We start from the raw sequence: 25,864 nt of genomic DNA, 5'->3' as shown, positions 1-25,864 counted from the left end.
AGCTCTCCGCTCTCGTCGGGATTGCCGATGACGTCCGGGCATCAGCCGGCAGGGGTCTGCAGCTGGTCGAGCAGCCGGCGGACCCGGCGCTCGATCTCGTCGCGGATCGGGCGTACGTCCGCGACGTCGCGCCCGGCCGGGTCATCGAGCTCCCAGCTCTCGTAACGGGTCCCGGGGAAGACCGGACAGGCGTCACCGCAGCCCATGGTGACCACGACGTCGGCGGCGCGGACCACCTCGTCGGTCCACGGTTTGGGGTATTCGCCGGAGATGTCGATGCCCCGCTCGGCCATCGCGGCGATCGCCGCCGGGTTGACCTCGTTGCCCGGCTCGCTGCCGCCGGACCAGGCGACGACCCGGTCGCCGGCGAAACGGGTCAGGAAGCCGAGCGCCATCTGGCTGCGACCGGCGTTGTGGGTGCACAGAAAGAGCACGACCGGCCGCCCGTCCGAGTGCCGGCCCTCGACCCGGGCCAGTGCCTGCAACCGTTGCCGGGCGAATCGCTCGGCGAGCAGCGGCAGGAAGTTGGGCACCGTGCTGCCGCTGGCGAACTGGTCGTAGCTGCTGGTCAGGAAGCGTTCGATGGTCTCGGCGTTGTAGGTGCCGTCGAATTCCGCGGCCAGCCGGGTCGCGGCGGTACGGAGCGCGACGTGTTGATCGATCGACAGAACTTTGTGGATGGTGGCGTCGGTGGTGTCAGGCATGGTGGCCTCCGGAGGTGACGGTGGGTGCGAGCCGGTCGACGCGGCCGGCGATGTCGGCGAACGCGGCCTCGAAGGCGGCGTCGGTGTCGACCCGGACCGGGTCCGGCACCGACCAGTGCAGGTCGGCGGTTGCCGGGCCGGTGAGTTCCTCGTGCGCGTTGTCGCACACCGCGATCACCAGGTCGCCGCTGCCGACCACGGCCGAGACGTGGGCGGTGCGAGCCGGGTCGATGTCCAACCCGCGCCGACGGGCCAGGGCGACGGCTCGCGGATGCACCGCCGCGGCGGGCCGGGTGCCGGCCGACGCGACGGGGGTGGGGCCGCAGCGCCGCCACAGGGCGGCGGCGAGCTGTGACCGGGCGGAGTTGCGGGTGCAGACGAAGACGACCCGGTCCACCCCGGCCAGCGGGGCGGGTGGCGGCCCGGCGAACGTCGCGTCCACCAACCGCAGGTAGCTGCGTCGACGGTCGCCCTCGGAGCGGGTACGGCGGACCAGCCCTGCCTCCTGCAGCACCTTGACGTGGTGCGCCACGAGGTTGCTGGGCAGGCCCAGCCGCCGGCCCAGCTCGCCGGGTGCGACGTCGCCGAGGCGGAGCAGATCGGCCATGGCCAGCCGGGCCGGATCGCCCAGCGCGGCGTGCGCCCGGGCCCGCCGCCGTAGGTCCGGGGACTGCAGGTCCGGGGACTGCGGCGGGGCGGACGCGAAGATGAATCGCTCAGCAGACATCGAGTCAATGTTCGTTGAGCTATATCCGAATGTCAAGAAGGCACCCGGACGACCTGCGCCGGCCAGTCAGGCGGATCAGTCGTAGCTGACGCCGATCTGGCCGCGGACGGTGTCCAGCAGTTCCATGACCTCCAGGGTCACCGCGTGCGGCACCAGCGGGCTCTCCCGAAGCCCCGCGTCGAGGCACCGCTGCACCTCGGCCGCCTCGTACTGGTAGCCGTTGCCGGCTGGTTCGACCACCCGGACGGTCTGCGGCTGCCCACCTGCCCGACGGATGCTGAAATCGCTGGGGCAGAAGAACGGATCGGGCAGATCGATCCGTCCGGCGCTGCCGTTGATCGTCGCCCGCACCGGCGTAGCACCGACGATCCCGCAGGTCAGCGCGGCGACCGCGCCCGAGTCGTAGCCGAACAGCAGCCCGGTGTTCTGGTCGACTCCTTCCGGGGTCAGCTTCGCCCAGGACTGGATCGAGTCCGGCCGGCCCAGCAGCAGATGGGCCAGGCTCACCGGGTACACACCCAGGTCGAGCAGGGCGCCACCACCGAGTGCCCGGTCCCGCAGCCGGCTCTGCGGTGCGAACGGCCCGGACAGTCCGAAATCGGCGTGCACGGCGACGACCTCTCCGATCGCGCCGTCGTCGATCAGCTCACGCACCCGCCGTACGGTCGGATTGCAGCGCATCCACATGGCCTCCATCAGGAACACGTCGCGCGCCCGGGCGGTCTCCACCAGTTCGGTGCTGGTCGCCAGGTCGAGGGTGAACGGTTTCTCACACAGCACCGCCCGACCGGCGGTCAGGCAGGTCATCGTCGCGGCATGGTGCGCCGAATGCGGTGTCGCGACGTACACGACGTCGACGTCGCCGTCCGCGGCCAGCTCCTCCCACGAGCCGTACGCCCGGGGGACGCCGTAGCGTTCGGCGAACGTCTTGGCGCTGTGCGGCGAGCGGGAGCCGACCGCCAGCACCTGCGCGTCGGGCAGCAGCTGCAGGTCCTCGACGAAACGGGCGGCGATGGCTCCGGTGGCCAGGATTCCCCAACGAGTCATGCCGAGAAGCTATCCGACCAGGGCGGCGACTGGCCCGGCCAGGCGCGTGCCAGGTGCCGACCGGGCCTGCGTCGGGTGCCGGGGCGGTCCACGTGGCGAGCCGGATTGGGCGATCGGGCGACCGCCGGCCTACCCTCACCGCGTGCCTGCCGATGACGACGCCGTGCTGTTCGCGGTTCCCGAGCCGATGGTCGAGCAGGCCAGCCGGTTCTATGCCGCCGGCCGGATCCCGGTGACCCCTCGGGTCGCCGCGACCGTGCTGCTGCTACGGCCACCGGACGACCCCGGCCGGCCCGGCTTCGAGGTCTACCTGCTCCGCCGGGTGCCGGCGGTCGCCTTCGGCGGGGTGTACGCCTTCCCCGGGGGCGGCGTCGACCCCGGCGACGCCGAGACCGAAGTGGCCTGGACCGGGCCGGACGCGGCGGCTTGGGCTGGCCGGCTTGGCTGCTCGCCGACCCAGGCCCAGGCGATCGTCTGCGCCGCCGCCCGCGAGGTGTTCGAGGAGGTCGGCGTCCTGCTGGCCGGTCCGCACGGCGACCGCGTCGTCGGCGACGTGAGCGGCACCGACTGGGAGGCCGACCGGCAGGACCTGCTCGCCCGGCGGCTCAGCTTCGCCGACCTGCTCCGCCGGCGCGGACTGACCCTGCGAGCCGACCTGCTGGCCCCGTGGAGCCGCTGGATCACCCCGGAGTTCGAGCCGCGTCGCTTCGACGCGTACTTCTTCGTCGCCCGGCTGCCGACCGGTCAGCTGGCCCGCAACGCGTCCGCAGAGGCGGACCGCACGGTGTGGATCACACCCGCGCAGGCACTGTCCCGAGCCGCGGCCGGACAATGGCAGTTGCTGCCGCCGACCCGGGTCACCCTGACCGAGGTGGCGGCCTGCGCCGATTCCGACGCGGTCTTCGCCGCCGCCGCGCACCGCGACTCGGCGACCGCGATCACGCCGGAATTGCGGGTCGACCCGACCGGTACGGTCCGCTTCGCGGTGCCCCGGCGTTAGCCACGAAAACTCCTCTGGAAGGGGACGTTTCGTGTCGCTGCGGCCGACGACGACCAGGCCGGCGGCGATCGGCCGGATCCTCGGTGGACGCGAATAGATGATCTTGCGTTACCGAGCGGTGATACTTTGGCGCGCACGAACGCGATCCATGAGTGCCGGGTGCGTGCCACCCGCCACCGTGACCGGACGGGAACGATGGCTCCACGATCAGGAACCCCCTCCGCGAGTGACACGCCGTCGCGTGGTGGCGAGCTCGTGCATCTTGCCGTGCCCGCCGAGTACGTCGATCACATCGCCCGCCTGATCGAGGAGCTGGATCGCAGCGCGAGACCGATCGCCAAGCCGCAGCGGCGCAGCCGCAGCGTCGCCCGTGCTCCGAAGGAATGGCCGGTCGAGGAGTTGCGCCGGTTCGCCCAGGGCCGGTCGCGGACCCATCAGACCGTGTTCGCGATCCTCGACCTGCTGGCCACCCGGCCGGACGAGACGATGGCCGTCGGCGACCTCGCCGCGGAGCTGGGCAGCCCGGTCGACAAGGTGATCGGTGCCCTGGGCGGGCTGACCCGGATCGTCAAGGCGTACCACGACTATCCCAAGTGGGGGCTGCCGCTGCAGCGGGTCCCACGGCCGGAACCGGGACGCTCCGCGGTCGTGTCGTACCGGATCAACGCCGAACAGGCGCGTCGGTGGCGGCTGGTGCGAGGCGGGCAGCAACCGACCGGGTGAAGCCTTCATCGGCGAGCTTCGTCACAGCTGAGCGCGATCGGCGCGGTGACGCCGACACTACAGGTCCCGTTCACCTTTCGTTCACCATGCTCCGGTCAGGCGTTTAGCCACGGCTCGTACCGTCCTCGGCGTTCGAGACGGTGACTCGCCCCCAACCATGGGCGGTGACTCGCCACCCGACCTCAGAGAGGCAACGCACCGTGAATCGTAAGACCCTCCGGCTGGCCGCCCTGCCGGTCGCCGTCATGCTTACCCTCGGCGTGGCCGCGTGCGGCGACGACGGTGAAAGCGGTACGGGAACCGAAGGCGGTTCCGAGACCTCGGTCAGCGGCGACCTCGCTGGCGCCGGCGCCTCTTCCCAGGGCGCCGCGATGGAGGCGTGGATCGCCGGCTTCACCTCCGTGGCCCCCGACGCGACCGTCACCTACGACCCGATCGGCTCCGGCGGTGGCCGTGAGCAGTTCACCACCGGTGGCACCGACTTCGCCGGCTCGGACGCGTACCTCGACGAGGAGGAGATCGCGGCCGCTCTGGAGACCTGCGGCGAGCAGGGCTTCATCGAGTTCCCCGGCTACATCAGCCCGATCGCCGTGGCCTACAACCTGCCGGGCGTCGAGACGCTGAACCTCTCCGCGTCGCTGATCGCCCAGATCTTCGACAGCAAGATCACCAAGTGGAACGACCCGGCGATCGCCGAGCTCAACCCGGACGCCGAGCTGCCTGACCTGGCTATCACGGCGGTGCACCGCTCGGACGAGTCGGGCACCACCGAGAACTTCGTCGACTACCTGTCCAAGGCCGCGCCGACGGACTGGCCGTACGAGGTCTCCGGCGACTGGCCGAGCACCGGTGGCGAGGCCGCGGCCCAGACCCAGGGCGTGGCCGCCGCGTTGCGCGGCGGTGAGGGCACCATCGGCTACATCGACGCTTCTCAGGCCACCGACCTCGGTGTCGTCGCGGTCGGGGTCGGCGAGGAGTTCGTCGAGTACTCGGCCGAGGCCGCCGCCAAGGTCGTCGACGCCGCCGAGACCGTTTCCGGGCGCCCCGAGTTCAGCTACGCGATCGACCTGCCCCGGGACACCACCGAGTCCGGCGTCTACCCGATCGTGCTGGTCTCCTACCAGCTGGCCTGCGTCAACTACGACAGCCAGGAGAAGGTCGACCTGGTCAAGGCGTTCTTCAACTACCTGATCAGCGAGGAAGGCCAGCAGGCGGCGGCGGACAACGCCGGCTCCGCGCCGATCTCCGCCGAGTTGCGTAGCCAGGCCCAGACGGCGATCGACGCGATCAGCGTCGCTGGCTGAGCCCAGCCGGCTGAGCGCAGCACGCCACGCCCAGTACCGCTACTCCAGGTCCGGACGGTCACCCTCGGTGGCCGTCCGGACCTGCGGCATATTTCGCACCACCGGTCACGACACGGCCTGAGGAGGCATAATCCGTGACAAAGCCCGCCACCGCGACCAGCGGCACTCCATCGAGCGACCCGCCCCCCGGTGGCGCGTCGTCGCGCGGCACGTCACCGGACGAGTCGCCCAGCATCAAGGACCGTCGTAGGGGCCGGTCCGGCAAGCGGATCGGCGACCAGATCTTCTCCGGCACCGCGGTCGGCGCCGGCATCCTGATCCTCGTCACTCTCGCGGCGGTCGCCGCGTTCCTGCTCTACGAGGGCTATCCGGCCCTGATCGCCGATCCCGAGGAACTTCCCGGCGGCGAGAACTTCATCGCGTACGTCGCCCCACTGCTGTTCGGCACCGTGCTCGCCGCGGTGATCGCACTGGTGGTGGCTCTGCCGCTGGCGATCGGCATCGCGCTGTTCATCTCGCACTACGCGCCGCGCCGCATCGCCGCCGGCCTCGGTTACCTGGTCGACCTGCTCGCCGCCGTGCCCAGCGTGGTGTACGGCCTGTGGGGCATCTTCTTCCTGGCCCCGAACGTCGTCCCGGTCTACCGCTGGCTGGAGCAGTACCTCGGCTTCATCCCACTGTTCGCCGGCCCGACCTCGGCGACCGGCCGGACCATGCTGACCGCCGGGCTGGTGCTGGCGGTGATGATCCTGCCGATCATGACCGCGGTCAACCGTGAGGTCTTCCTGCAGACCCCTCGACTGCAGGAGGAGGCATCCCTCGCGCTCGGTGCCACCCGCTGGGAGATGATCCGGATGACCGTGCTGCCGTTCGGCCGTTCGGGGATCATCAGCGGCAGCATGCTCGGCCTGGGCCGGGCGCTCGGCGAAACGCTCGCCGTCGCGATGGTCCTGTCCGCCTCCGATGTGATCACCATCAACCTGATCGATTCGGTCAACAGCAGCACCATCGCGGCGAACATCGCGCTCGACTTCCCCGAGTCCAGCGGCATCGCGGTGAACGCCCTGATCGCCTCGGGTCTGGTGCTGTTCGCGCTGACCTTCCTCGTCAACTTCGCCGCCCGGGCCGTGGTGGCCCGCCGGCGGGACTTCTCGGGAGCGAACGCATGACCACCATCACCCCGCCACCGGCGGCGGTCACCAGCACGCTCACCCGCGGTGTGCTGCCCTCCTGGGCGCCCTGGGCCGTGGTGGGTGCCTGCCTGTCCGTCGGCCTGCTCGGCGGCGTCACGCTCGGCATGGCCGTCCCGCTCTCGCTCGCCATCGGCGTGCTGCTCATCCTGGTCGTGCTGCCGGCTGTTTCCTGGCAGGTGGAAGGCGGCCGGCGGGCCAAGGACCGATTCGTCACCATCATGGTCAGCATCGCCTTCACCCTGGCCATGTTGCCGCTGCTGTCCCTGCTGATCACGGTCACCCAGAACGGCATCAACCGGTTCGACCCAACCTTCCTCAGCAGCGACATGCGGGGCGTCCTCGGCGAGGGCGGCGGCGCGCTGCACGCGATCGTCGGCACCCTGCTGATGACCGGGGCGGCGGCGCTCATCTCGGTGCCGGTCGGTGTGATGTGCGCCGTCTATCTGGTCGAGTACGGCAAAGGCCGGCTGGCCCGGGCGGTCACCCTGCTGGTCGACGTGATGACCGGCATCCCGTCCATCGTGGCCGGGCTGTTCGCGTTCGCCTTCTTCGCGATCTTCTTCGGTCCGAGCGTGCGGTTCGGCATCGGCGGCTCGGTCGCGCTGTCGGTGCTGATGGTGCCGGTGGTGGTGCGCTCGGTGGAGGAGATGCTCAAGCTGGTGCCGAACGAACTGCGCGAGGCGTCGTACGCGCTCGGGGTGCCGAAGTGGCGCACCGTGCTGCGGGTGGTGCTGCGTACCGCCGCACCCGGCATCGCCACCGGCGTGACCATCGCGATCGCGCGGGTGATCGGCGAGACCGCGCCGCTGCTGATCATCGTCGGAGCCACCACCTCGCTCAACTGGAACCTGTTCGACGGCAGGATGGCGTCGCTGCCGGTGTTCACCTACTACTCGTACAGCATCCCGGGGGCACGGCCGGAGTTCGGCGTGGATCGTGCGTGGGCGGGGGCGCTGACCCTGTTCATCATCGTGATGGGACTCAACCTGATCGCCCGCCTCATCTCCCGGTTCTTCTCCCTGCCGAACCGCTGACCGCGGAAAGGACCCCTCCCAGTGGCCAAGCGCATCGAAGTTTCCGACCTGGACATCTTCTACGGCACCTTCAAAGCCGTGGAGCAGGTCAACATGACCATCGAGCCGCGGTCCGTGACGGCGTTGATCGGCCCGTCCGGCTGCGGCAAGTCGACCTTCCTCCGTTCGCTCAACCGGATGCACGAGGTCGTGCCCGGTGGGCGGGTGACCGGCAAGGTCGACATGGACGGCGAAGACCTCTACGGCGTCGGCGTCGACCCGGTCGCCGTACGGCGGCAGGTCGGCATGGTGTTCCAGCGCCCCAACCCGTTTCCGACCATGTCCATCTACGACAACGTGGCCGCCGGGGTGAAACTCAACGGCGGCCGGATGCGCAGGGCGGCCCTCGACGAACTCGTGGAGAGCACTCTGCGTGGCGCCAACCTGTGGGAGGAGGTCAAGGAGCGGCTCAACCGACCCGGTTCCAGCCTCTCCGGCGGTCAGCAGCAGCGGCTCTGCATCGCCCGGGCGATCGCCGTCAAGCCGGACGTGCTGCTCATGGACGAGCCCTGCTCGGCGCTCGACCCGATCTCCACCCTGGCGATCGAGGACCTGATGCACCAGCTGAAGGCGGACTTCACCATCGTGATCGTCACGCACAACATGCAGCAGGCGGCCCGGGTCAGCGACCGTACCGGCTTTTTCAACATCGCCGGCACCGGCCAGCCCGGCAAATTGATCGAGATGGACGACACGCAGCGCATCTTCAGCAACCCGAAGGTGAAGGCCACCGAGGACTACATCACCGGACGGTTCGGCTGAGCAGATCCCGCGCCGGGCCGGGCGGAGTGATCGTGCTCGTCACTCCGCCCGATAGTTCACGTCCGCCGAGCGACGGAGGAAGCCGAGCCGGGTGTAGAGGCGTACCGCCGCGGCGTTCGACTCGTCGACGTAGAGCATCGCCCGGTCCAGGCCACGGCCGGCCAGATACCGTAGACCGGCGAGGGTGAGCGCGCGGCCGAGACCGCCACGGTGCGTCCGTGGATCGACGCCGAGTACGTACACTTCGCCCACCGGTGGGTCGGGATGGACCTTCGTCCAGTGAAATCCGAGTAGCCGGCCGGTGGTCTGCTCCTCGGCGAGCAGGAACCCGCTCGGATCGAACCACGGCTGGGCCGTCCGGGCACGCAACTCGGTCAGCCCCCAGCGGCCCTGTTCGGGATGATCGGCGAAGGCCCGCGCGTTGACCGTCACCCATGCGTCGTCGTCGACGCCCGGCTGGAACGCCCGCAGTACCACTCCGGCCGGCAGCACCGGCTCCGGTAGCGGGGCGGTGAGCCTGCGGCGCAGTTGAAGCAGTACCCGGTCCCGGGTGAACCCGTGATCCAGCGCGAGCGCGGCGGCGGACGGATGGTCGCCGTGCGCCCAGGCCCGCAGGCCGGAGCCGGGGCGTACGGTCGTGGGGGCGGCCCGGGCAGCCGCGTCGAGCAGGGCACGCGTTAGCCGGTGTCCGTGGCCGCGCCGCCGCTGACCCGGGTGGATCACCAGCTCCGCGACCGGGCCGCCGGGATCGGCCAGGTCGAGGTGGGCGTAGCCGACCAGCGTGCCGCCGGGGTCGGTGAGCCGCAGATGCCGGGCGGCGGACGCCGTGCCCAGTGCGATGACGACCTGCTCCGGCAGCGGATCCGCGCCGTCGGTCCCGGCGGCCGTGTCGGCCAGCGCCAGCACCTCGCGGACCTGTCCGGCGTCGAGCCGGTCGGACTGTTCGACGCGTACGGCGGGACCGGCCGGTGTCACGGAAGCAACCATGGCATCACGGTAGCCGCGTCTGCCGTAGGCCCAGAGTCGGCCGTGGCCAGAGCTGGCCGGTCCTCAGAGTTCAGAGCTGGCCGGTCTTCAGATGCAGCCGGCGGCTGCGCTGCTCGGCTGGCTCGGCCATCGGCGGCAGCGCGTCGACCAGGAACCGTCGCTGCAGGTTGGGCAGGATGGAACGCAGCGCGAGAACGGTGCCGGTGCGATCGCCGCCGGCGTCGTGCAGCAGTACGACCGAACCGGGTACGGCCTGTGCGGTCACCGTGGCGGTGATGCTGCCCGCCCCGGGCTGGAAGTAGTCGGCCGGGTCGATGCTCCAGTGCAGCGAGGCCATACCGAGCTCCCGGGCGACTCCGACGACCGCCGGGGTCCAGAATCCGCCGGGCTGGCGGAAGTAGGAGACCGGCCGGCCGCCGGTGGCGTCTTGGATCGCCGCCGAGGTGCGGATCAGGTCGGCCCGGATCGCCGCTCGTGAGCGGCTGCCCAGGTCGAAATCGTGGTTCCAGGAGTGGTTGCACAGAGTGTGGCCGTCGTCGGCGATCGCCCGGACGAGATCCGGGTACCGGACCACGTTCTGGCCGATCAGGCAGAACGTTGCCGTGACCCGGTATCGACGCAGGACGTCGAGTATCTGCCGGGTGTGCACCGGGTGCGGGCCGTCGTCGAAGGTGAGCGCGATCGCCGCGCTGCCGCTGGTCCGGCGGGTACCGAACGGCCCGCTACGGTCGGTGGCGATCGGATCGTACGGCGGCAGACCGGTCGATGGCGGCGAACCCACCGGTGGATCAGGTCCTGCCGCAGTGGCCGGGGTCGTTGGAGCCAATGGGGCCGACGGCACGACCGGCGCCGTCGGCTGGGGGGTCGTGGCTGCTGGCAGGCTCGGCGGCCGGCCGAGGTCGGGGTCGGGAACGTTTCTGCTGGGCACCGGCGCGGGAGCCGGGCTCGGAGTCGGGCTGGTCCGGTTCTCGGCGGCGGTGCCGTAGCCGATGACGAACGCACCGGCCAGCACCACGGTCACCGTCAGTGCGGCTAGCGTCAACCCGCGGGGACTTGCCAGCACTGCCACCCTGCCCTCCGTGCCTCGCCGTCGTGCCGAGGCTAGGAGGTTTCACATCCGGCGGTCAGGACAAGCTGGAAAACTCGGGCGAATTAGTCTATTTGCTCTAAAGGCCGGGGCGCCATCCGGTCGGATCGGATGGCGCCCCGGTTCATGTTCAGTTGGACGACCTGCCGGACCGACGAAGCTGTGCTAGGCCGTGCCAAGGCTCAGGACAGCACGCCAGGAGCTCAGACAGGCAGTGGTGCGGGCTCGGTGTCGGGCAGCGCCGAACGGTTCGGCGGCACGACGAACTTGTAGCCGACCTGGCGTACGGTGCCGATCATCGACTCGTATTCGGAGCCGAGCTTGGCGCGCAGCCGTCGTACGTGCACGTCGACCGTGCGCGTCCCACCGAAGTAGTCGTAGCCCCAGACCTCGCGCAGCAACTGGTCGCGGGTGAAGACCCGGCCGGGATGCTGGGCGAGGAACTTGAGCAGCTCGAACTCCTTGTAGGTCAGATCGAGCGGGCGGCCCTTGAGCTTTGCCGCGTAGGTGTCCGGGTCGATGCTCAGCTCGCCGGCCCGGATCAGTCCGCCGGCGCCCGAGGCGGCGTTGGTCAGCCGTCCGACGGCGAGCCGGAGTCGGGCCTCCACCTCCGCCGGGCCGGCGCTGGCCAGGATGACGTCGTCGACGCCCCAGTCAGCGTTGAGTGCGATCAGACCGGCCTCGGTGACCACCGCGACCAGCGGGACGCCCAGACCAGTGGCATGCAGCATCCGGCAGGTCGCACGGGCTTCGGACAGCTCCGAGCGGGCGTCGACCAGGACGGCGTCCGGGCTCGGCCCGGAGACCAGCGTGCGGACGTCGCGCGGAGCGGTCCGCACCGAGTGGGGCAGCAGGTCCAGTGCGGGCAGCACAGCCGACGGCTCGCCCGCGCGGGCGGTCACCAGCAGCAGGATTTCCACACATCACCTCCGTCCTCGCGGCCCTCCTCGGGCCGCGCATGGTGACCGCGGTCACCGGCCCTTCGGCCGTTACCGCAGACAGTGGTGTTGCACCCCGGCTTCGCTGACGGGTGGTTAAGTCATGAGCTTAACCGATTAGGTGCTGGAAACACCCGGGCGGCCGGCCGTTCATCTGTGCGATCCGCCATAACAGTTGAGGGTTGCACTACCGCGCCGAAGGCGCTGGTGAACAGGTTGAAGCCTTGACTATCCCGGCGGCCGCCAGCGGTGCACCCGGTACGTCTGGCACGATCAGGGCGTGTATCCCTCCACGCCATCCGAGACCGGTCGTGAGCAGTGGCCCAACGGCCAACGGCAAGGTCCGGCCGGACCTGGCGGGCGAAGCGGTCCACCACCGGGTGCGGTACCCGGCCGGGCCGCGGTCCCCGGTCCGGCCGGGCCGCCACCCGGATCCGCGGGCCGGCCACCAGCAGCCGGGCCGGGAGCCGGTCGCGCCCCGGCTCCTGGTCGCGCTCCGGCGCCCGGTCCGGTTCCCGGTCGGGCCCCGGCTCCCGGTCCGGGACCGGCCACCCGGCCGGCACCCGGGTCAGCGACCGCGGCGGCGGCTGTGACGGCGGCCCGGGCGGTGCCGCCGGCGCAGCCCGAGCAACCGGGTCAAGCCAGCGTCGGTGCCCGTCCCGAACGCCCCACCGACGCCCCCGCCGGCGGTGCCGCCGGCGGGGGCGACCCGAGCGGTGACGGTAGGCCTGCGGCACCATCGGTACCGGTCAGTCGGGCCATGTCGTTCACCGTCGCCGGCTTCGCCGTCCTGCTGGCCCTCGGGCTGATCTTCGGCGGGCAGACCGCCGGTCCGGGGCTGGCGCGGTTGCCCTTCGCCGTGGTCGTCTTCGGCGTACAGCTGTTGTTCGTCGTCTCCTGGACGATGGCGATCCGGCCGCCGGCGATGCCGATGGTCGGCGCGGTGAGCCTCGCCGCGGCCGCCGCCGCCGACATCGGTGCCCTGCTGCCGACCATCGCCAGCCTGGCCCCCGTCGGCTACGCCGCGGCCGGCGGGTTCGTCGTCGCGGTGCTCGCCCAGCTGATCCGACCCGCCGACCGGCCACGGGTCACCGAATCGCTCGGCGCCACCGGGCAGATCGTCGTCGGTGTGGTCGCCTTCGCCACCCTCATCGTGCTCAGCCGGCTGCAGCTCGGCGGCACCCAGACCATCGTGGTGGCGCTGGCGGGCACCGGGACAGCTTTGATGCTCGCCCGGCTGACCGACGCGGTGCTGGCCTGGCCACGGCTCGCCCCTCAGGTGCCGCGCGGTGCGGCCGGCGTGGTGATCGGCGCGATGGGCGGGACGTTGACCAGCGCGGTGCTCGGCATCTACGTGGTCGGCTTCACCCCGGTGACCGCGGCCCTGGTCGGACTGGTCGCGGCCAGCGCAGCGGTACTGGTCGACCTGGCAACCGGGTACGCCGAGGCCAGCCGGCAGATGGCCGGGGATCCGCCGACCATGTGGGTGGCCCGGCACATGCAGGGCCCGCTGGGCGGGTTCGCCCTGGCCGCCCCCCTGTCGTACGCGCTCGGCGTACTGATCTTCAACTGAACTTGACGCCCGGCTGAGCACACTTCGGCCGACGCCTTGGCGAAACATTGGGTACGCCTGTGACGGGTGAGCCTTCCTCAGGTTGGGTAGTTACCGTACGGCTCGACGGCCCGGTATCGACGGCCCGCAGGCGAGGAGGCAGTGTGTCGATCTATTCGGCGTACCCGCAGGAACATGCCCGGCCGCCGGCCCGTCCCCGGCGGCGGTGGGCTCGCCGGCTGCTCGCCGTCGCCGTGGTGTTGCTGCTGATCCTGGCGATCATGCTGGTGGCCGCCGACCGGGTCGCCGTCGCCTATGCGGAACGGGCCGTCGCCGACCAGATCGACCAGCAGATCGCGGCACAGCAGATCGAGGCGTCCACGGCCGAGGTGTCGATCGGTGGCTTTCCGTTCCTGACCCAGGTGGCGGCCGGGCGGTACCGGTCGGTCTCCATCGTGCTGCGCGACGTCTCCGCCGCGGTGGACGGCAACAGCGTCCGGCTGCCGGTACTCGATGTGGACGCCCGTGACGTCCGGGCCCCGCTGGACGTGTTGCGCACCGGCCAGGGCGAGGTCACCGCGGCGAGCGTGGCGGGCACCGCCACCGTCGCGTACGACACCGTGGTGCAGCTGATCGGCCAGCCCGGCCTGCAACTATCCGAACAGGACGGACGACTCGGGGTGACCGCCCCGGTGGAAATCCTCGGGCAGCGGATCACCCTCACCGGCACCGCCGAACTCGAGACGGCCGACGGCGAGGTACTGCTGCGCTTCGACGACCTCGACGCCGAAGAGCTGCCGGGCAACGAGGCGGCCCGCGCCTTCGTCAACGCGTACGCGCAGCAGATCTCGATCGCCGTACCGCTGCCGACGCTTCCGTTCGACCTCGACCTGCAGGAGGTACGGGCGGAGCCGGCCGGTCTGGTGATCTCCGCGACCGCCCGGGACGTGCCGCTGAACACGCTGGGCTGAGGGTCACCGAGGTGGGTGGTCCCCGTCTCAGTGCGTGGTCGATGCGGTGACCGGCCGGAAACAGGCTGGTAAGCTCCGTGCCCATGGGGAAGTTCCTCACCAAGCGGCGCGCGGTCGACCTGTGCCGTGTGGCCACCTGCCTGTGTCGCCCCGTCCGTTGACGGCGGGCTGACCGGCAGGCTCGCACCGACCCTTCCGTAGGTCGGTGGCGGCGCCCGAGATCCCTCACCATCGCCCGGCAGCGACGCCGTCGCACGCCCGTGATCCGTCCTACCGGGTCTGCGCGTGGGTGCGACAACCTGCGGCGGACTCACCACCAACTCGCCCCTCGCCCGGCCGGCGATCCGCCCGGCGCGGGGGAGAACCAACCAGGGAGTGATCTGATGAGTCGCGACACCGCACTCGTTTCGGCCGACTGGGCCGAGAAGAACCTTGACGCCCCGGGCGTCGTCTTCGTCGAGGTCGACGAGGACACCAGCGCCTACGACGGTGGCCACCTCGCCGGGGCGATCAAGATCGATTGGAAGACCGACCTGCAGGACCCGGTGCGCCGCGACTTCATCGACAAGTCGCAGTTCGAGGCGCTGCTGTCCGAGCGGGGCATCGGCAACGACGACACCGTCGTGCTCTACGGCGGCAACAACAACTGGTTCGCCGCCTACGCGTACTGGTACTTCAAGCTGTACGGCCACGGCGACGTCAAGCTGCTCGACGGTGGCCGCAAGAAGTGGGAGCTGGACGGCCGTCCGTTGACCACCGAGGTGGTCGCCCGCCCGGCCACCCGGTACGTCGCTCAGGAGCCGGACCTGTCCATCCGGGCGTTCCGCGACGAGGTGGTGGCGTCGATCGGTGCCAAGAACCTGGTCGACGTGCGCTCTCCCGACGAGTACGCCGGCCGGCTGCTCGCCCCGGCGCACCTGCCGCAGGAGCAGGCGCAGCGGGCCGGGCACATCCCGTCGGCGGTGAACGTGCCGTGGTCCAAGGCGGCCAACGAGGACGGCACCTTCAAGTCCGACGACGAACTGCGCGCCCTCTATGCCGCCGCCGGTCTGGAGGACGGCAAGGACACCATCGCCTACTGCCGGATCGGCGAGCGCTCCTCGCACACCTGGTTCGTGCTCAAGGAACTGCTCGGACACACCAACGTGAAGAACTACGACGGCTCCTGGACCGAGTACGGCTCGCTGATCGGCGTACCCGTGGTGCTCGGCGACGAGCCCGGAAAGGCCTGACCATGACTGCCGTGACATCGTCGAGCGCCGTGACCCCGTCGTCGAGCACCGCGACGGCGGCGGGGTGCGCCGCGCCGGACCAGTCGGCGCCGCTGCCGGCCGGTGTGGACCTGGCCAAGGAGACCGTCATCACCGGCACCGTCCGGTCCGCCGCCGGTGAGGCCGTCGCCGGGGCGTACGTGCGACTGCTCGACGCCACCGGAGAGTTCACCGCCGAGGTGGTGACCTCGCCGGCCGGCCAGTTCCGGTTCTTCGCCGCGCCGGGCGCCTGGACGCTGCGTGCGCTGTCCCGGCACGGCAACGGCGACACCCCGGTGTCCGCCGTGCAGGGCGTCAACGAGGTGAACGTCACCGTCGGCGGTTGATCGGGGCTGCTGATCCGAACCGCCGCCCGGGAATCTTTCCGGGCGGCGGTTCTGTCATATCGCCGACTCATTTCCGATGGCACTGTCGCGCTATCGACACCTAAAACGGCTGACTGGTGGCGTCACCCCGGCACCGGGTCGCGCGCCAGCGCTGACAGGCCACCGGCGGCCACCATTCCGGAGGCTCACGTCGAACTGACTTGATGACGTCACTCTCTGGCATTCTCCTGGTCCGGTCGAACACAATTTTCGTAGCCGGTAGCGAGTGAATCGCGAATCAATCAACAGATTCCGGCGCTCGCGAAAATTGTTCGTTCCGTGGGGGGAATCATGCGGAGAACTGTCGTATTCATGGCGGCGGTGATGTTCGGAGTCACCACGTCGATTAGCGGAGCCACGCCGGTCGCCGCAGGCGTGGCCGAAAAACTACGGGTGCACAGTGTGCAGTACAACCCGGGCGGCCCGGACGACGGGACGCACGCTCTGGTGAATCGTGAATGGCTGGAACTGGTGAACCGGGGGACCGAGCCGATCAACCTGCGCGGCTACGTTGTGCATGACGACAGCGGCCGGACCTATCGATTCGGAGACGTCGTCATCCAGGCCAACGGCGGTCGGATCTGGCTGCGTTCCGGTCCGGGTGAAGACACCGCCCGGACCGTCTACTGGAACAGCGGTGGATTCGTCTGGGACGTATCCGGCGACAAAGCGGTCCTGCGTAACCGGAAAGGCCAAACCCTGCATACCTGTTCCTGGTCTTTCGTCCCGGACCGGAACTGGGTGCGGTGCCCGGTCAATCCGTGACCCCAACGGATTGACCGCCGGCGGGTGCCGGGCCAGAGCTGGGCTGGCCCGGCACCCTTGCCTAACCAGGCGGGAGCAGATCCCGCCTCAGGTCCTGCCTCAGATCCCGCCGAGACGGGCCGGACACGGATCGACCGGTTCGAGCAGGCTGTCGACCGTGGTGACGATCCCGGCCGGCAGCCGTTCCTGCCGGACCTGCGGCACCCAGCCGTCCTTGGCGGTGATGATCTCGTACTGGCCGCGGGGCAGCCAGTACGCGTACCCGCCGGTGGCATCGGTGCGCAGGGTGTATCCGGTGCCCGGGTCGGTGAGCGAGTTCAGCCGGATGGTCGCCCCGGCCACCCCGACCTCGACCCCGGCACAGCTGCGGCCGGAGACCGTGCCCTGCACCTTGGCCCACGACGCCGGCGGTGACACGTTCATCTGCACCGCGACCGTGCCCACCGGGTACGGCGTGTCCGAGCTCACGCCCAACGTGGCCGTGTACCGACCGGGTTGGTCCACCCCGGCCTCGGCGGTGGCCGACAGCGTCACCGTCACCGACCGGGAGGCACCCGGTGCCAGGGTGAAGCTGCCCGGGTCGGTACCCAGCCAGGGCAGGTCCGCACCGACGTCGCAGAGTTCCAGTCCGGCGAGCAGCTCCACCTGCGGCGAGCCGACGAACGACGACGGCGAGCCACCCACCTTGTACGCACCGCACGCACCTGCCCCTCGGTAGCGGGCGAACTGCGTGTTCGGCAGATCCCGCCAGCTGCCGGTGGTCGGGTCGTACCCGACGGTCCGGTTGGTGATCGTGGTCGACGCGGCGGTCACCCCACCGGCGATCACCAGCAGCCCGCCGGCGGCGGCGAACTGCCCGCCCCACAGGTCCAGCGGCAGGTCCGGCAGCGGGCTCCAGCTGTCGGCCGCCGGGTCGTAGACGTACGCCGACCGGTACTCGACGGCGCCCGCGCCACCGGCGCAGTAGATCCGCTCTCCGATGCCGCCGCAGGCCAGCCAGGAGGCGACCAGCGGGTAGTTGGCCAGCGACCGGAAGGTGCCGGTCGTGGTGTCGAAGGCGAGCACGGTCGCCGAGTCGGTGCAGGTGCCGTCGACGCAGCCGCCGACCAGATAGACCGTGTCGCCGATGACCGCCGAGCCGGCCGCCGCCCGGGCCGCCGGGCTGGTCACCCCCGGCAGGGTGCTCCACGCCCCGACCGCCGGGTCGAACACGTCGACGGTGGCTACCGGCGTACCGCCCGGTCCCCACCCGCCGAACAGGTAGAGCTTGCCGCCGACCGCGGCCAGCACCGGCTTGCTGCGCGCCGAGGGCAGATCCGGCAGGGCGCTCCAGGCGTCGGTGACCGGGTCGTACACCCAGGCGTCACGTTCGGTGCCGGTGGTGCTGCCACCGCCGACCGAGTAGATCTTGCCGCCCAGGGTGGCCGCCGCGTTGTCGAACACCGCCGTCGGGTAGTCGGGCGCCCGGGTCCAGGCGTCGGCCGCGGCGGAGGCGGCCCGGGCCGGGGTGACGGTGGTCGGCGCGCCGCCGGCCGGTGCCCCGTACGCCGTACCGCGCCACTGCTTGCTGATGCCCTTGACCCGGTGCTCGGCCAACGCCGCTCCGGGACGCGACAGCAACTCGAAGCCGCCGCCGCTGGGCAGCATCTCCACCGTCGCCGGTGCGCTACCGGTGTTGGTCACCGTGACGGTGGACCGCCGGGTGCTGCCGTACGGCTGGTGGGAGATCACCGGGCTGGTCGGGCTGAGCACCACCCGGCCGGCCTTGAGCGAGAAGTCGGCGCGGCGGGCACCGTCGGCGACCACCGTCACGGTGCGGGTCCGCGCCTGGTACGGCGGCCGGCTGGCGGTGAACTCCTGCTCGCCGACGAGCGGGGAGAACAGCTGGTAGAAGCCGTCCGGCAGGGCCGGATCGTCCGGCGTGGGCGCGGAGACCGCGGTGATGTCCGGGTCGGCGGTGCTGGCCACGGTCACCCCGTTCAGCGCGGACCCGGTGGTGTGGTCGGTGGTGGTGCCGACCAGCAGGCCACCGGGCAGCGGGGTGCAGGTGCGGTTGACCACCTCGACGTCGTCGACCTCCCACCACCAGGCGTAGGTGCCCTGGAAGTGGAAGCGGATCAGCACCTCGGCCGCGCCGGCGGCCTCGGTCAACGGGATCTCCTCCACGCGCGGGCCGCGCCGGCTGGCGGTGTAGCGCCACACCGTGGTCCAGCTGTCACCACCGTCGAGCGAGACGCCGACCTCGGCGCTGTCGCTGAGCCCGACCGCCCGCCAGTCGCTGGCGAACCGCAGGTACGGCGCGTCGATGCCGGACAGGTCGAGCACCGGGGTGATCAGGTCGGTGTCCTGTGTCTCGCCGATGCCGAGGTCGTCACTGTCGATGATGGCGAAGCCGCCCGTACCGCCGGTCATGTTGCCCCGACCGGCGAGGTCTTCGAAGGCCCAGCCGCCGCCGTCGGTGCGGTTGACCACCGACCAGCCGTCCGGGGCCTCGGTGGTGGGGAAGTCCTCGGCGAGCATCGGCTCGTCGAAGCCGGCCACGTAGCCGTCGGTGACGCACTCGGCGGTCACCGGCACCCGGATCGGTACGGTGCGGTCGGTGTCACCGGCCGGCACCTCGACACTGGTCGGCTGGTAGCCGGCCGGCACCGCGGTCGCGGTCAGCGACAGCGCGGTGTTGCCGGGCACGGTCAGCGAATAGCGGCCGTTGGCCGGGTCCGTGTAGGTGGCTGTACCCGGCTGCCCGTCGACCTCGACCCGGGCGTAGAGCGGCCAGCCGTGGCCGGAGCCGTCGGTGACCCGGCCGCTGATCGTGACCAGGACGGTGGCCGCCAGGTCGAAGTCCTGCTCGACCGTGCCGTCCTCGGTGACCGTGACGGTCGCGGTCGCCGGCTGGTAGCCGAACGCGCTGACGGTGAGCGGGTGCTCGCCGACCGGCAGGGTCAGCGAGTAGCTGCCGTCGGCGGCGGTGGTCACGCTGCGCTCGGCGGTGGCGACGGTCGCGCCGGCCAGCGGCTCACCGTCACCGGTGACCAGGCCGGTGACCCGGCCGGCGGGTCCGCGCGGGGCGGTTTCGACCACCGCGTACGCGTCGAGCCGGCCCTCGCCGAAGTTGTTGTTGTTGGCGGCGGTTCCGCCGCAGCTGGTGTCGTCGGTGTCGATGGCCGTGCCGTCGAGCAGGGCACGGGTCGCGGTGATGTCGCCGCGCAGGCTCGGCGCCGCCGACCAGGCGAGCGCGACCGTGGCGGCGACGTGCGGGGAGGCCATCGAGGTGCCGCTGAAGGCGGCGTACCCGCCGCCCGGCACGCTGGAGCGCACGGCGGTGCCGGGCGCGGCGATGTTCGGCTTGATCGCGCCGTCCACCAGGGACGCACCCCGGCTGGACCGGGCGGCGATGACGTTGTTGACGTCGTAGTTGCCGGTCGCGTACGCCTGCGGGTAGTCGCCGGGGGAGTTGGCGGTCCCGCAGGACGGGCCATCGTTGCCGATGGCGAACGCGGGGAAGATGCCAGCGGCGACCCAGGCGTCGACGGTCTGCTCGTACCACAGATCGTTCTGCCCGCCGCCCCACGAGTTGTTCACCACGTCGGGGCGCAGGTCCGGCCGCGGGTTCTGCCCGTCGGTGTCGGTCGGGGCGAGCACCCACTGGCCGGCGCCGAGCAGCGACGCGTCCGAGCAGCTGCTGGACTCGCAGCCCTTCGCCGCGATCCAGCGGGCGCCGGGCGCGACCCCGATCTGGTTGGCGCCGCCGTCATCCCCGGTCATGGTGCCGGTGACGTGACTGCCGTGACCGTCGTTGTCGCACGGGGTGCCGGCCGGGCAGATCCCGGCTGGGTCGAACCAGTTGTAGTCGTGGTCGTATCCGCCGGTGCCGTCAGCTCCCCGGTAGCTGGCGGCCAGCGCGGGATGGTCGTACTCGACGCCGCTGTCGATGGTGGCCACCACGGTGCCTTCGCCACGGGTGCCGAACTCCGACCAGACCTGTGGCGCGCGGACGTTGGTGATGTTCCACTCGACCGCGGTCGGGGTGACCACCGGTGTGGCCGGCTCCGGGGTGAGCAGCGGGTAGCTGCGGGCCGGGTCGAGCCGCAACACCTCGGGCTGGGCGGCGATCAGCTCGACCAGTTGCCGGTCCCCGGTGACCCGGATCGCGTTGGCGATCCAGAACGCGGTGTAGCCGGCTTTCCGCTCGTCGAGCAGTTTGCGCAGGTTTTGCTGGCTACGCTCGGCGGTGGTGGTCAGTTCACGGAACACGGCGGCGGCTCGGGCATCGGCCCGCCGGTCCCCGGCGGGCAGGCCGGCCTCGGCCGCGCTGACCGCCTGCGGCAGGTCGGCGCGTTCCCGCAGGTAGACGAGGAAGTCGGCGGTGTCCTCCGCGGCCAGTGCGGTGATCAGGTCCGGGCTGATCACGGCGGTTGGCGTGCTTCCGCCACCGGGTGCGCCGGCGGTGGCGTCGGGTACGGCCAGGGCGGTGGCGGGCTGCGCGGCGATGCCGAGCAGCACGACCAGCCCGGTGATCAGTGCGCGGCGCAGTGCCTGGGCACTGGTCCGCCAAAGATGAGAATTCTTCGTATTGGCACGACGGCGAGTCAGGTCGACCACGGTCCCCCCAAGCTCGTGGGCGGCCCGTATTCGTCAGGCCGCCGGGTCAGCGGACCGGAAAGCCCGGATTCCGCCCGGCGTGTGTGGACACGGATCTACGCATTGTCCCCGCACGACGGCTACGAGTCATGCTTTAGTGGGCAGCGTTGGTGATCAATGGGCTCTGTCAGGCAGTTTTCAGGCAGTAATCAGACAGCTTATGGTCGAGCGGAGGGCGGCGCGGGGATCGGTGACCGTCGCTGTTGACTACGGCGACTAAACGGCGTTGTCTGATGACACGCAGCAACCTGGGGAGGAATGCGGTGGTCAACGGTGAGGTGCCACTGGTCGTGTGTGTCACCGCTGACGTAGCGGTTCGCGAACGAGTGGTGAGACGGCTTGACGACTGCGGAACTGTGGTGATTTGTACGGATCTAGCGGAACTTCGGGCAATGCTGTTCCCGCCGGAACCGGCGGAAAGCGCGGCGCCCGCCGCTCCGATCGTCCTCGGCGACCTGGTCGTCGACGTGCCTGGTCACCTGGTGATCTGGCGGGGCGAGACGCTGGCCCTGACCCGCTTGGAGCGGGAACTGCTGGCTCGGCTCGCGACCCCGCCAGTCGTGGTCTGGACCTACGAAAGACTGTTCGGCACCGTCTGGGGCGGGGCCTATCTCGGCGACACGGCCATCCTGCATTCGGCGGTCAAGCGGCTGCGTCGCAAACTGCGCAGCGCCGGCGGCGGGCTGGAGATCCAAACCGTACGCGGCGTCGGTTACCGACTGGCCGCGCCGGCAGGTAACGGTCTGCCTGTAGGCGACGGCCTGCCGGCCGGCACCGACGACGGCGGGCCGGCTGGAGACCGCGTGCCCGACGAGGCCGAACCGGGCAGGGGCGACTGGCGGCGGACCGGATCGGCGAACGGCCTGGCCGAGGCCGGGCTGCGGTTGGAACCGACCGTCGCCGACGGCGCCACCAGCCTGCGGCCGGAACAGCGGCCCGACCAACGGGCCCGGGACCTGTCCGGCGAGCGGACGGGGACGTCCGTCGAGGTGGCGGTGCTGTCCGGCGGCCGACTCGGGTCCTGACCGGCGACCGGCTGGTCGGCACCTGGCACGATGGCCGGGTGAGTCACGACCCACCAGCAGTTGGACCGCCGGTGCCGCCGGGCGCACCGGTGGCACCGGCGGCACCGGCGTCCGCCCCGGCGCGACAGCGGTGGCGGCGTTGGCTGCTGGCCGCCGTCGCGGTGATGTGGATCGTCGCGTTGGTCGGCCTCGCCACGGTCTCGACCAGACAGGACGGACCGACCGTACGCGAGCAACGCGGCATCGACGAGGCGCGGTCGGTCGCCGAGCGGGCCGCCGGGCACCTGATCGCCGCGGTCGGTGACGCCGGCGTGGTGGTCGTCGGCGCGGAGCGAATCGTCGAAGGTTGCCGGATCACGCCGTTGCGTACCGGTGCGGAGCTCACCCGGACCCTGACCGCGTACACCACGCCCACGGCCGGACCGGCGCTGCTGGACCGGATCGCGCAGCGGCTGCCGGCCGACTACGCGGCCCTGACCCGGCACGGCGGTGCGTCCGGGGGGTCACGACTGGGCGCCGATGCCGGTGAGTTCGTCGCGATCCGGGGCGATGTGCCGCGTCCGGGCGTGGTCGAGCTGCGGATCAGCACCGGGTGCCGCCCGCCGGCCGAGCAGACACCCGTCGCGAATCAGGTCCCACCGACGTCGCGCGCTCAGACGGTGATCGAGACCTTCGGCGTGGATGACATCGAGTTGGCGCCGACGGTGCGGGTCCGCTGCCCCAACGGGGGCTCATGGCACACCGACGTCGCTGTCGGCTCCGGGCCGGCCGAGACGGCCGAGCAAGCCGCCCAGCCGATCTCGCCCGGTGCCACGGTGCTCTCCGACCAACCACCGGTGTACGTACAGTGGGATCCGACGGTCGGCGGGCTGGTGGTGGAGGCCGACGGCGGCAAGATCCGGGTCACCACCACCAGCAACAGCGTCTCCACAGCGGACTGCTGACCGGCCCACCGGGCCGGGCCGACGAATCAGTAGACCAGGGCCCGTGCCCCGTCGGCCATGATCTCCTCGACGAAGACGGCCGCCCCGGCGATGCGGACCCCGGCGATGACCTCGTCCGGGCCGATCCGCCGCCGTGCCGCGCACTGCGTGCAGACCGTCACCCGTCCGGCGGCCAGCACCGCCGCCAGCAGATCCGGCAGCGGCGCCGAGTGTGGCAGATCGAACTGGGCGGCCCGACCAGGCAACCCGAACCAGGCGGACTCCCCGGTCAGCCAGAGCGATACCTCGACGCCGGCGGCCGCAGCGGTAGCCGCTACGGTGAACGCCTGGGCGCACCGCTCCGGTTCGTCGGAGCCGGCGGTCGCCTTCACGACGAGAGTGCGAGCCATGCGGCCAGCATAGGATGACCCTGTCATGGTTACCGAGATCGGGTTCGTCAGCCTGCTGGTCGCCGGTTTCGGCGCGCTCGCCGGTGGCCTGATCTACCTCGCGGTCCGGTTCTGCCGTGGCCGGTGGTGAACCCCGGGCGGTGTGACGTTCCCCGGGCGTGGGCCCCTGCGGCGCGTACCGGCACGCAGACCGACGAGGTGGAGGATCGATGAGCGCGAGCAGCGCGGCGGACAGCAGCGGACCGGGCGCGGCGGAGGATCCGGTACGGCCGCCGTGGCTGGACGCCCCGCCGGTGGACCCGTACCCGTACGAGGAAAGCCATGACCTGCGGGTCGGCCCGAAGCTGCACTCGGCCTTGAGCGCGCTGCTGCCGTACATCGGTGTGTGGCGGGGCCGGGGCCGTGGCGGGTTCCCGACCATCGAGGATTTCGACTACGCGCAGGAAATCCGGATCAGCCACGACGGCCGGCCGTTCCTGCAGTACGAGTCGCGGGCCTGGCTGCTCGACGGGCAGTCCCGCCCGGTGCGCCAGTCCGGCCGGGAGCTCGGCTGGTGGCGGGCGGTGACCGGGGCCGACGGCAAGGCCACCGGTGAGCTTGAGGCGCTCATGATCAGCCCGACCGGGGTGATGGAGCTCTACCTGGGCCGGGTCACCGGCGTGCAGGTCGAGTTGGCTACCGACGCCGTGGTGCGTACCGCCACCGCGAAGGAGGTCACCGGTGGCCACCGGTTGTTCGGCATCGTCGACGGTGCCCTGCTCTACGCCCAGGAGATGGCCGCGGTCGGGCAGCCGCTCTCGCCGCACCTGTCCGCCCGACTGATCCGGGTCGGCGGCTGACTGCGGGCCGTCACGTTACGACGAGGTTATGATGGCGACGGTGGCTGAATCATCTCTAGCTGAAATGCTGCGCTCGCGCGGGCTTCGGTTGACCGCGCAGCGCCAGTTGATCCTGGAAGCGGTGCACGACCTCGGGCACGCCACACCGGAGCAGGTGCACAACGCCGTACGCGAGGTCGCCGCCGGGATCAACATCACCACCATCTACCGCACCCTGGAGTTGCTCGAGGAGCTCGGGCTGGTCACCCATGCCCACCTGTCGCACGGATCGCCGACCTATCACTCGGTCACCGACGATCAGCACGTGCACCTGGTGTGCCGATCCTGCAAGGCGGTCTCGGAGATGGACCCGGCACTCGCCGAGCCGCTGATCACCGCGCTGGCGAACGAGCGCGGCTTCCGGGTCGACATCGGCCACATGGCGCTGTTCGGCACCTGCCGACGGTGCGGAGGCGAGCCATGATCGACATCGCCGGGGCGGTCGACGTCGCCGCCGTGACGCCCGGCTCCCGCGACGCCGCGGTCGCCGCCCACTACGGCGACCCGATGCGTGAGCAGCGTCAACTGGCCACCGACGTCGGCCTGGTCGACCGGAGCAACCGTGGCGTGCTCGCGGTTGCCGGCGCCGAGCGGATCGGCTGGCTGCACACCATCACCACCCAGCATCTGGCGACCCTGACCGCCGGACAGGGCACCGAGTTGCTGGTGCTCTCCCCGCACGGGCACGTCGAGCAGCATGCCATGGTCGCCGAGGACGGCGTGACCACCTGGCTGGACACCGAGCCGCAGATGGCCGACGAGCTGTTGGCGTACCTGCTGAAGATGCGCTTTTTCAGTCAGGTCGATCCGACGGTGGTGACCGCCGACTGGGCGCTGCTGTCGCTGGTCGGCCCGCGCGCAGCCCTGGCCGTCGGCGCGCTCGGCGTGCCCGGACTCGACGAGCCCGACCTGCTGGCGATCCCCGAGGCCAAGTTCGCCGCCGGCTCGATCCCGGGCCGACCCACCGCGCTGTATCCGGTGGCGCCGTTGCCGGCCGATGGCCCGTACTCCGGTGGCTGGGCGCGTCGAGTACCGCTCGGGGTGGACCTGATGGTGCCCCGGGCCGCGATGGCACAACTGGTCGCCGAGGCGGCGGCCGCCGGAGTGACTCCCACCGGGTTGTGGGCGTACGAGGCTGTCCGGGTCGCCGCCCGTACCCCGAGGGTGGGCCTGGAAACCGACCACCGGTCCATCCCGGCGGAGGTCGGGCTGCTCGGGCCTGCGGTCCACCTGGACAAGGGCTGCTACCGCGGGCAGGAGACCGTCGCCCGGGTGCACAACCTGGGCCGCCCGCCGCGACGGCTGGTGCTGCTGCACCTCGACGGTGTGGCCAGCGAGGACCCGCCGCCAGCCGGTACCGCGGTGATGCTCGGCGGTCGCGCGGTCGGGTTCGCCGGCACCGCGGTCCGGCACTACGAACTTGGCATGATCACCTTGGCGGTGGTCAAACGTAACGTGGCCGACGATGCCGCGTTGCGGGTCGGCGAGTTCGCGGCGGCGATCGAACCCTGACCATCC

General features: G+C 71.1%; 26 protein-coding genes and 1 pseudogene. 19 read left to right on the top strand and 8 right to left on the bottom strand.

Annotated features, from left to right (window positions below):
• Positions 1-41 precede the first annotated feature (41 nt).
• From ACN27F_RS14535 to ACN27F_RS14525, 3 genes are all read right to left on the bottom strand, one after another.
• Positions 42-704: an arsenate reductase ArsC gene (locus ACN27F_RS14535; protein WP_421433981.1), complete on the bottom strand. Its 663-nt coding sequence runs from the start codon at positions 702-704 to the stop codon at positions 42-44.
• Complete coding sequence (locus tag ACN27F_RS14530) at positions 697-1,431, bottom strand: MarR family transcriptional regulator (RefSeq protein WP_421433979.1); 735 nt, start codon at positions 1,429-1,431, stop codon at positions 697-699. The genes ACN27F_RS14535 and ACN27F_RS14530 overlap by 8 nt, the downstream gene beginning before the upstream one ends.
• 75 nt (positions 1,432-1,506) lie before the next feature.
• Positions 1,507-2,478: a Gfo/Idh/MocA family protein gene (locus ACN27F_RS14525; RefSeq protein ID WP_421433977.1), complete on the bottom strand. Its 972-nt coding sequence runs from the start codon at positions 2,476-2,478 to the stop codon at positions 1,507-1,509.
• A gap of 142 nt (positions 2,479-2,620) precedes the next feature.
• Here ACN27F_RS14525 and ACN27F_RS14520 point away from each other — a divergent pair, with 142 nt between their 5' ends.
• The 6 genes from ACN27F_RS14520 (at position 2,621) to pstB (ending at position 8,533) form a co-directional block, all read left to right on the top strand.
• Positions 2,621-3,478 (top strand): NUDIX hydrolase, encoded by an 858-nt coding sequence (locus ACN27F_RS14520; RefSeq protein ID WP_421433975.1) that lies wholly within the window; start codon positions 2,621-2,623, stop codon positions 3,476-3,478.
• Positions 3,479-3,733: 255 nt separating this feature from the next.
• Complete coding sequence (locus tag ACN27F_RS14515; RefSeq protein WP_421433973.1) at positions 3,734-4,201, top strand: hypothetical protein; 468 nt, start codon at positions 3,734-3,736, stop codon at positions 4,199-4,201.
• Positions 4,202-4,401: 200 nt separating this feature from the next.
• The gene (gene pstS / locus ACN27F_RS14510; protein WP_421433972.1) at positions 4,402-5,505 is read left to right on the top strand and encodes a phosphate ABC transporter substrate-binding protein PstS; all 1,104 of its coding nucleotides are present in this window, start codon (positions 4,402-4,404) and stop codon (positions 5,503-5,505) included.
• 134 nt (positions 5,506-5,639) lie between these two features.
• Complete coding sequence (gene pstC / locus ACN27F_RS14505) at positions 5,640-6,674, top strand: phosphate ABC transporter permease subunit PstC (RefSeq protein WP_421433971.1); 1,035 nt, start codon at positions 5,640-5,642, stop codon at positions 6,672-6,674.
• Positions 6,671-7,732 carry a phosphate ABC transporter permease PstA gene (pstA, locus tag ACN27F_RS14500; protein ID WP_421433969.1) on the top strand — a complete coding sequence of 354 codons (1,062 nt, stop codon included), beginning with the start codon at positions 6,671-6,673 and terminating at the stop codon, positions 7,730-7,732. Before pstC ends, pstA begins: the two co-directional genes overlap by 4 nt.
• Before the next feature lie 21 nt (positions 7,733-7,753).
• Entirely contained in the window at positions 7,754-8,533 is a 780-nt protein-coding gene (gene pstB, locus ACN27F_RS14495) for a phosphate ABC transporter ATP-binding protein PstB (RefSeq protein WP_421433967.1), read from the top strand.
• A 39-nt stretch (positions 8,534-8,572) separates the two neighbouring features.
• Here pstB and mshD read toward each other — a convergent pair whose 3' ends face one another.
• The 3 genes from mshD to ACN27F_RS14480 form a co-directional block, all read right to left on the bottom strand.
• Positions 8,573-9,520, bottom strand: coding sequence for a mycothiol synthase (mshD, locus tag ACN27F_RS14490; RefSeq protein ID WP_421433965.1), 948 nt, complete (start codon positions 9,518-9,520; stop codon positions 8,573-8,575).
• 70 nt (positions 9,521-9,590) lie between these two features.
• Complete coding sequence (locus tag ACN27F_RS14485; protein WP_421433963.1) at positions 9,591-10,589, bottom strand: polysaccharide deacetylase family protein; 999 nt, start codon at positions 10,587-10,589, stop codon at positions 9,591-9,593.
• 221 nt (positions 10,590-10,810) lie between these two features.
• Positions 10,811-11,527: a winged helix-turn-helix transcriptional regulator gene (locus ACN27F_RS14480; protein WP_421433961.1), complete on the bottom strand. Its 717-nt coding sequence runs from the start codon at positions 11,525-11,527 to the stop codon at positions 10,811-10,813.
• 329 nt (positions 11,528-11,856) lie between these two features.
• Between ACN27F_RS14480 and ACN27F_RS14475 the strand changes: the two genes are divergently transcribed.
• The 7 genes from ACN27F_RS14475 to ACN27F_RS14445 all read left to right on the top strand — a co-directional run bounded on the left by ACN27F_RS14475 (position 11,857) and on the right by ACN27F_RS14445 (position 16,469).
• Positions 11,857-12,138 carry a hypothetical protein gene (locus ACN27F_RS14475; protein ID WP_421433960.1) on the top strand — a complete coding sequence of 94 codons (282 nt, stop codon included), beginning with the start codon at positions 11,857-11,859 and terminating at the stop codon, positions 12,136-12,138.
• Complete coding sequence (locus tag ACN27F_RS14470; RefSeq protein WP_421433958.1) at positions 12,135-13,118, top strand: hypothetical protein; 984 nt, start codon at positions 12,135-12,137, stop codon at positions 13,116-13,118. The genes ACN27F_RS14475 and ACN27F_RS14470 overlap by 4 nt, the downstream gene beginning before the upstream one ends.
• Before the next feature lie 149 nt (positions 13,119-13,267).
• Positions 13,268-14,068, top strand: coding sequence for a DUF2993 domain-containing protein (locus ACN27F_RS14465; RefSeq protein WP_421440211.1), 801 nt, complete (start codon positions 13,268-13,270; stop codon positions 14,066-14,068).
• A gap of 83 nt (positions 14,069-14,151) precedes the next feature.
• Positions 14,152-14,229: an Ms5788A family Cys-rich leader peptide gene (locus ACN27F_RS14460; protein ID WP_421440209.1), complete on the top strand. Its 78-nt coding sequence runs from the start codon at positions 14,152-14,154 to the stop codon at positions 14,227-14,229.
• A gap of 222 nt (positions 14,230-14,451) precedes the next feature.
• Positions 14,452-15,300, top strand: a complete 849-nt coding sequence (locus tag ACN27F_RS14455; protein WP_421433956.1) for a sulfurtransferase — start codon at positions 14,452-14,454, stop codon at positions 15,298-15,300.
• An 11-nt stretch (positions 15,301-15,311) separates the two neighbouring features.
• On the top strand, positions 15,312-15,665 hold the full coding sequence (locus tag ACN27F_RS14450; protein WP_421433954.1) for a DUF1416 domain-containing protein: 354 nt from the start codon (positions 15,312-15,314) through the stop codon (positions 15,663-15,665).
• A 330-nt stretch (positions 15,666-15,995) separates the two neighbouring features.
• Positions 15,996-16,469 (top strand): lamin tail domain-containing protein, encoded by a 474-nt coding sequence (locus tag ACN27F_RS14445; RefSeq protein WP_421433953.1) that lies wholly within the window; start codon positions 15,996-15,998, stop codon positions 16,467-16,469.
• Between the two features lie 99 nt (positions 16,470-16,568).
• On the opposite strand, the gene ACN27F_RS14440 is transcribed toward ACN27F_RS14445, so the two are convergent.
• On the bottom strand, positions 16,569-21,002 hold the full coding sequence (locus ACN27F_RS14440) for a S8 family serine peptidase (protein ID WP_421440208.1): 4,434 nt from the start codon (positions 21,000-21,002) through the stop codon (positions 16,569-16,571).
• A gap of 341 nt (positions 21,003-21,343) precedes the next feature.
• Between ACN27F_RS14440 and ACN27F_RS14435 the strand changes: the two are divergent.
• Both ACN27F_RS14435 and ACN27F_RS14430 read left to right on the top strand, forming a co-directional pair.
• Positions 21,344-21,832 (top strand): annotated as a pseudogene (locus tag ACN27F_RS14435) (winged helix-turn-helix domain-containing protein); the annotation flags it as partial.
• Positions 21,833-22,173: 341 nt separating this feature from the next.
• A complete protein-coding gene (locus ACN27F_RS14430) occupies positions 22,174-23,079 on the top strand; it encodes a hypothetical protein (protein ID WP_421433951.1) in 906 nt (301 codons plus the stop codon).
• Positions 23,080-23,105: 26 nt separating this feature from the next.
• Here ACN27F_RS14430 and ACN27F_RS14425 read toward each other — a convergent pair whose 3' ends face one another.
• On the bottom strand, positions 23,106-23,468 hold the full coding sequence (locus ACN27F_RS14425; RefSeq protein ID WP_421433950.1) for a DsrE family protein: 363 nt from the start codon (positions 23,466-23,468) through the stop codon (positions 23,106-23,108).
• 25 nt (positions 23,469-23,493) lie between these two features.
• Here ACN27F_RS14425 and mtfM point away from each other — a divergent pair, with 25 nt between their 5' ends.
• From mtfM to ACN27F_RS14405, 4 genes are all read left to right on the top strand, one after another.
• Positions 23,494-23,598, top strand: a complete 105-nt coding sequence (gene mtfM, locus ACN27F_RS14420) for a small membrane protein MtfM (protein ID WP_421433949.1) — start codon at positions 23,494-23,496, stop codon at positions 23,596-23,598.
• Between the two features lie 79 nt (positions 23,599-23,677).
• On the top strand, positions 23,678-24,307 hold the full coding sequence (locus ACN27F_RS14415; protein ID WP_421433948.1) for an FABP family protein: 630 nt from the start codon (positions 23,678-23,680) through the stop codon (positions 24,305-24,307).
• Positions 24,308-24,347: 40 nt separating this feature from the next.
• Positions 24,348-24,770, top strand: a complete 423-nt coding sequence (locus tag ACN27F_RS14410) for a Fur family transcriptional regulator (protein WP_421433947.1) — start codon at positions 24,348-24,350, stop codon at positions 24,768-24,770.
• On the top strand, positions 24,767-25,858 hold the full coding sequence (locus ACN27F_RS14405; RefSeq protein ID WP_421433945.1) for a YgfZ/GcvT domain-containing protein: 1,092 nt from the start codon (positions 24,767-24,769) through the stop codon (positions 25,856-25,858). The genes ACN27F_RS14410 and ACN27F_RS14405 overlap by 4 nt, the downstream gene beginning before the upstream one ends.
• Positions 25,859-25,864: the final 6 nt, after the last annotated feature.

The sequence above is a fragment of the Solwaraspora sp. WMMB335 genome, assembly GCF_049179075.1.
Lineage (GTDB): Bacteria > Actinomycetota > Actinomycetes > Mycobacteriales > Micromonosporaceae > Micromonospora_E.
The sequence above is the reverse complement of the archived record's forward strand: the minus strand, read 5'-3'. Positions and strand labels throughout refer to the sequence as shown.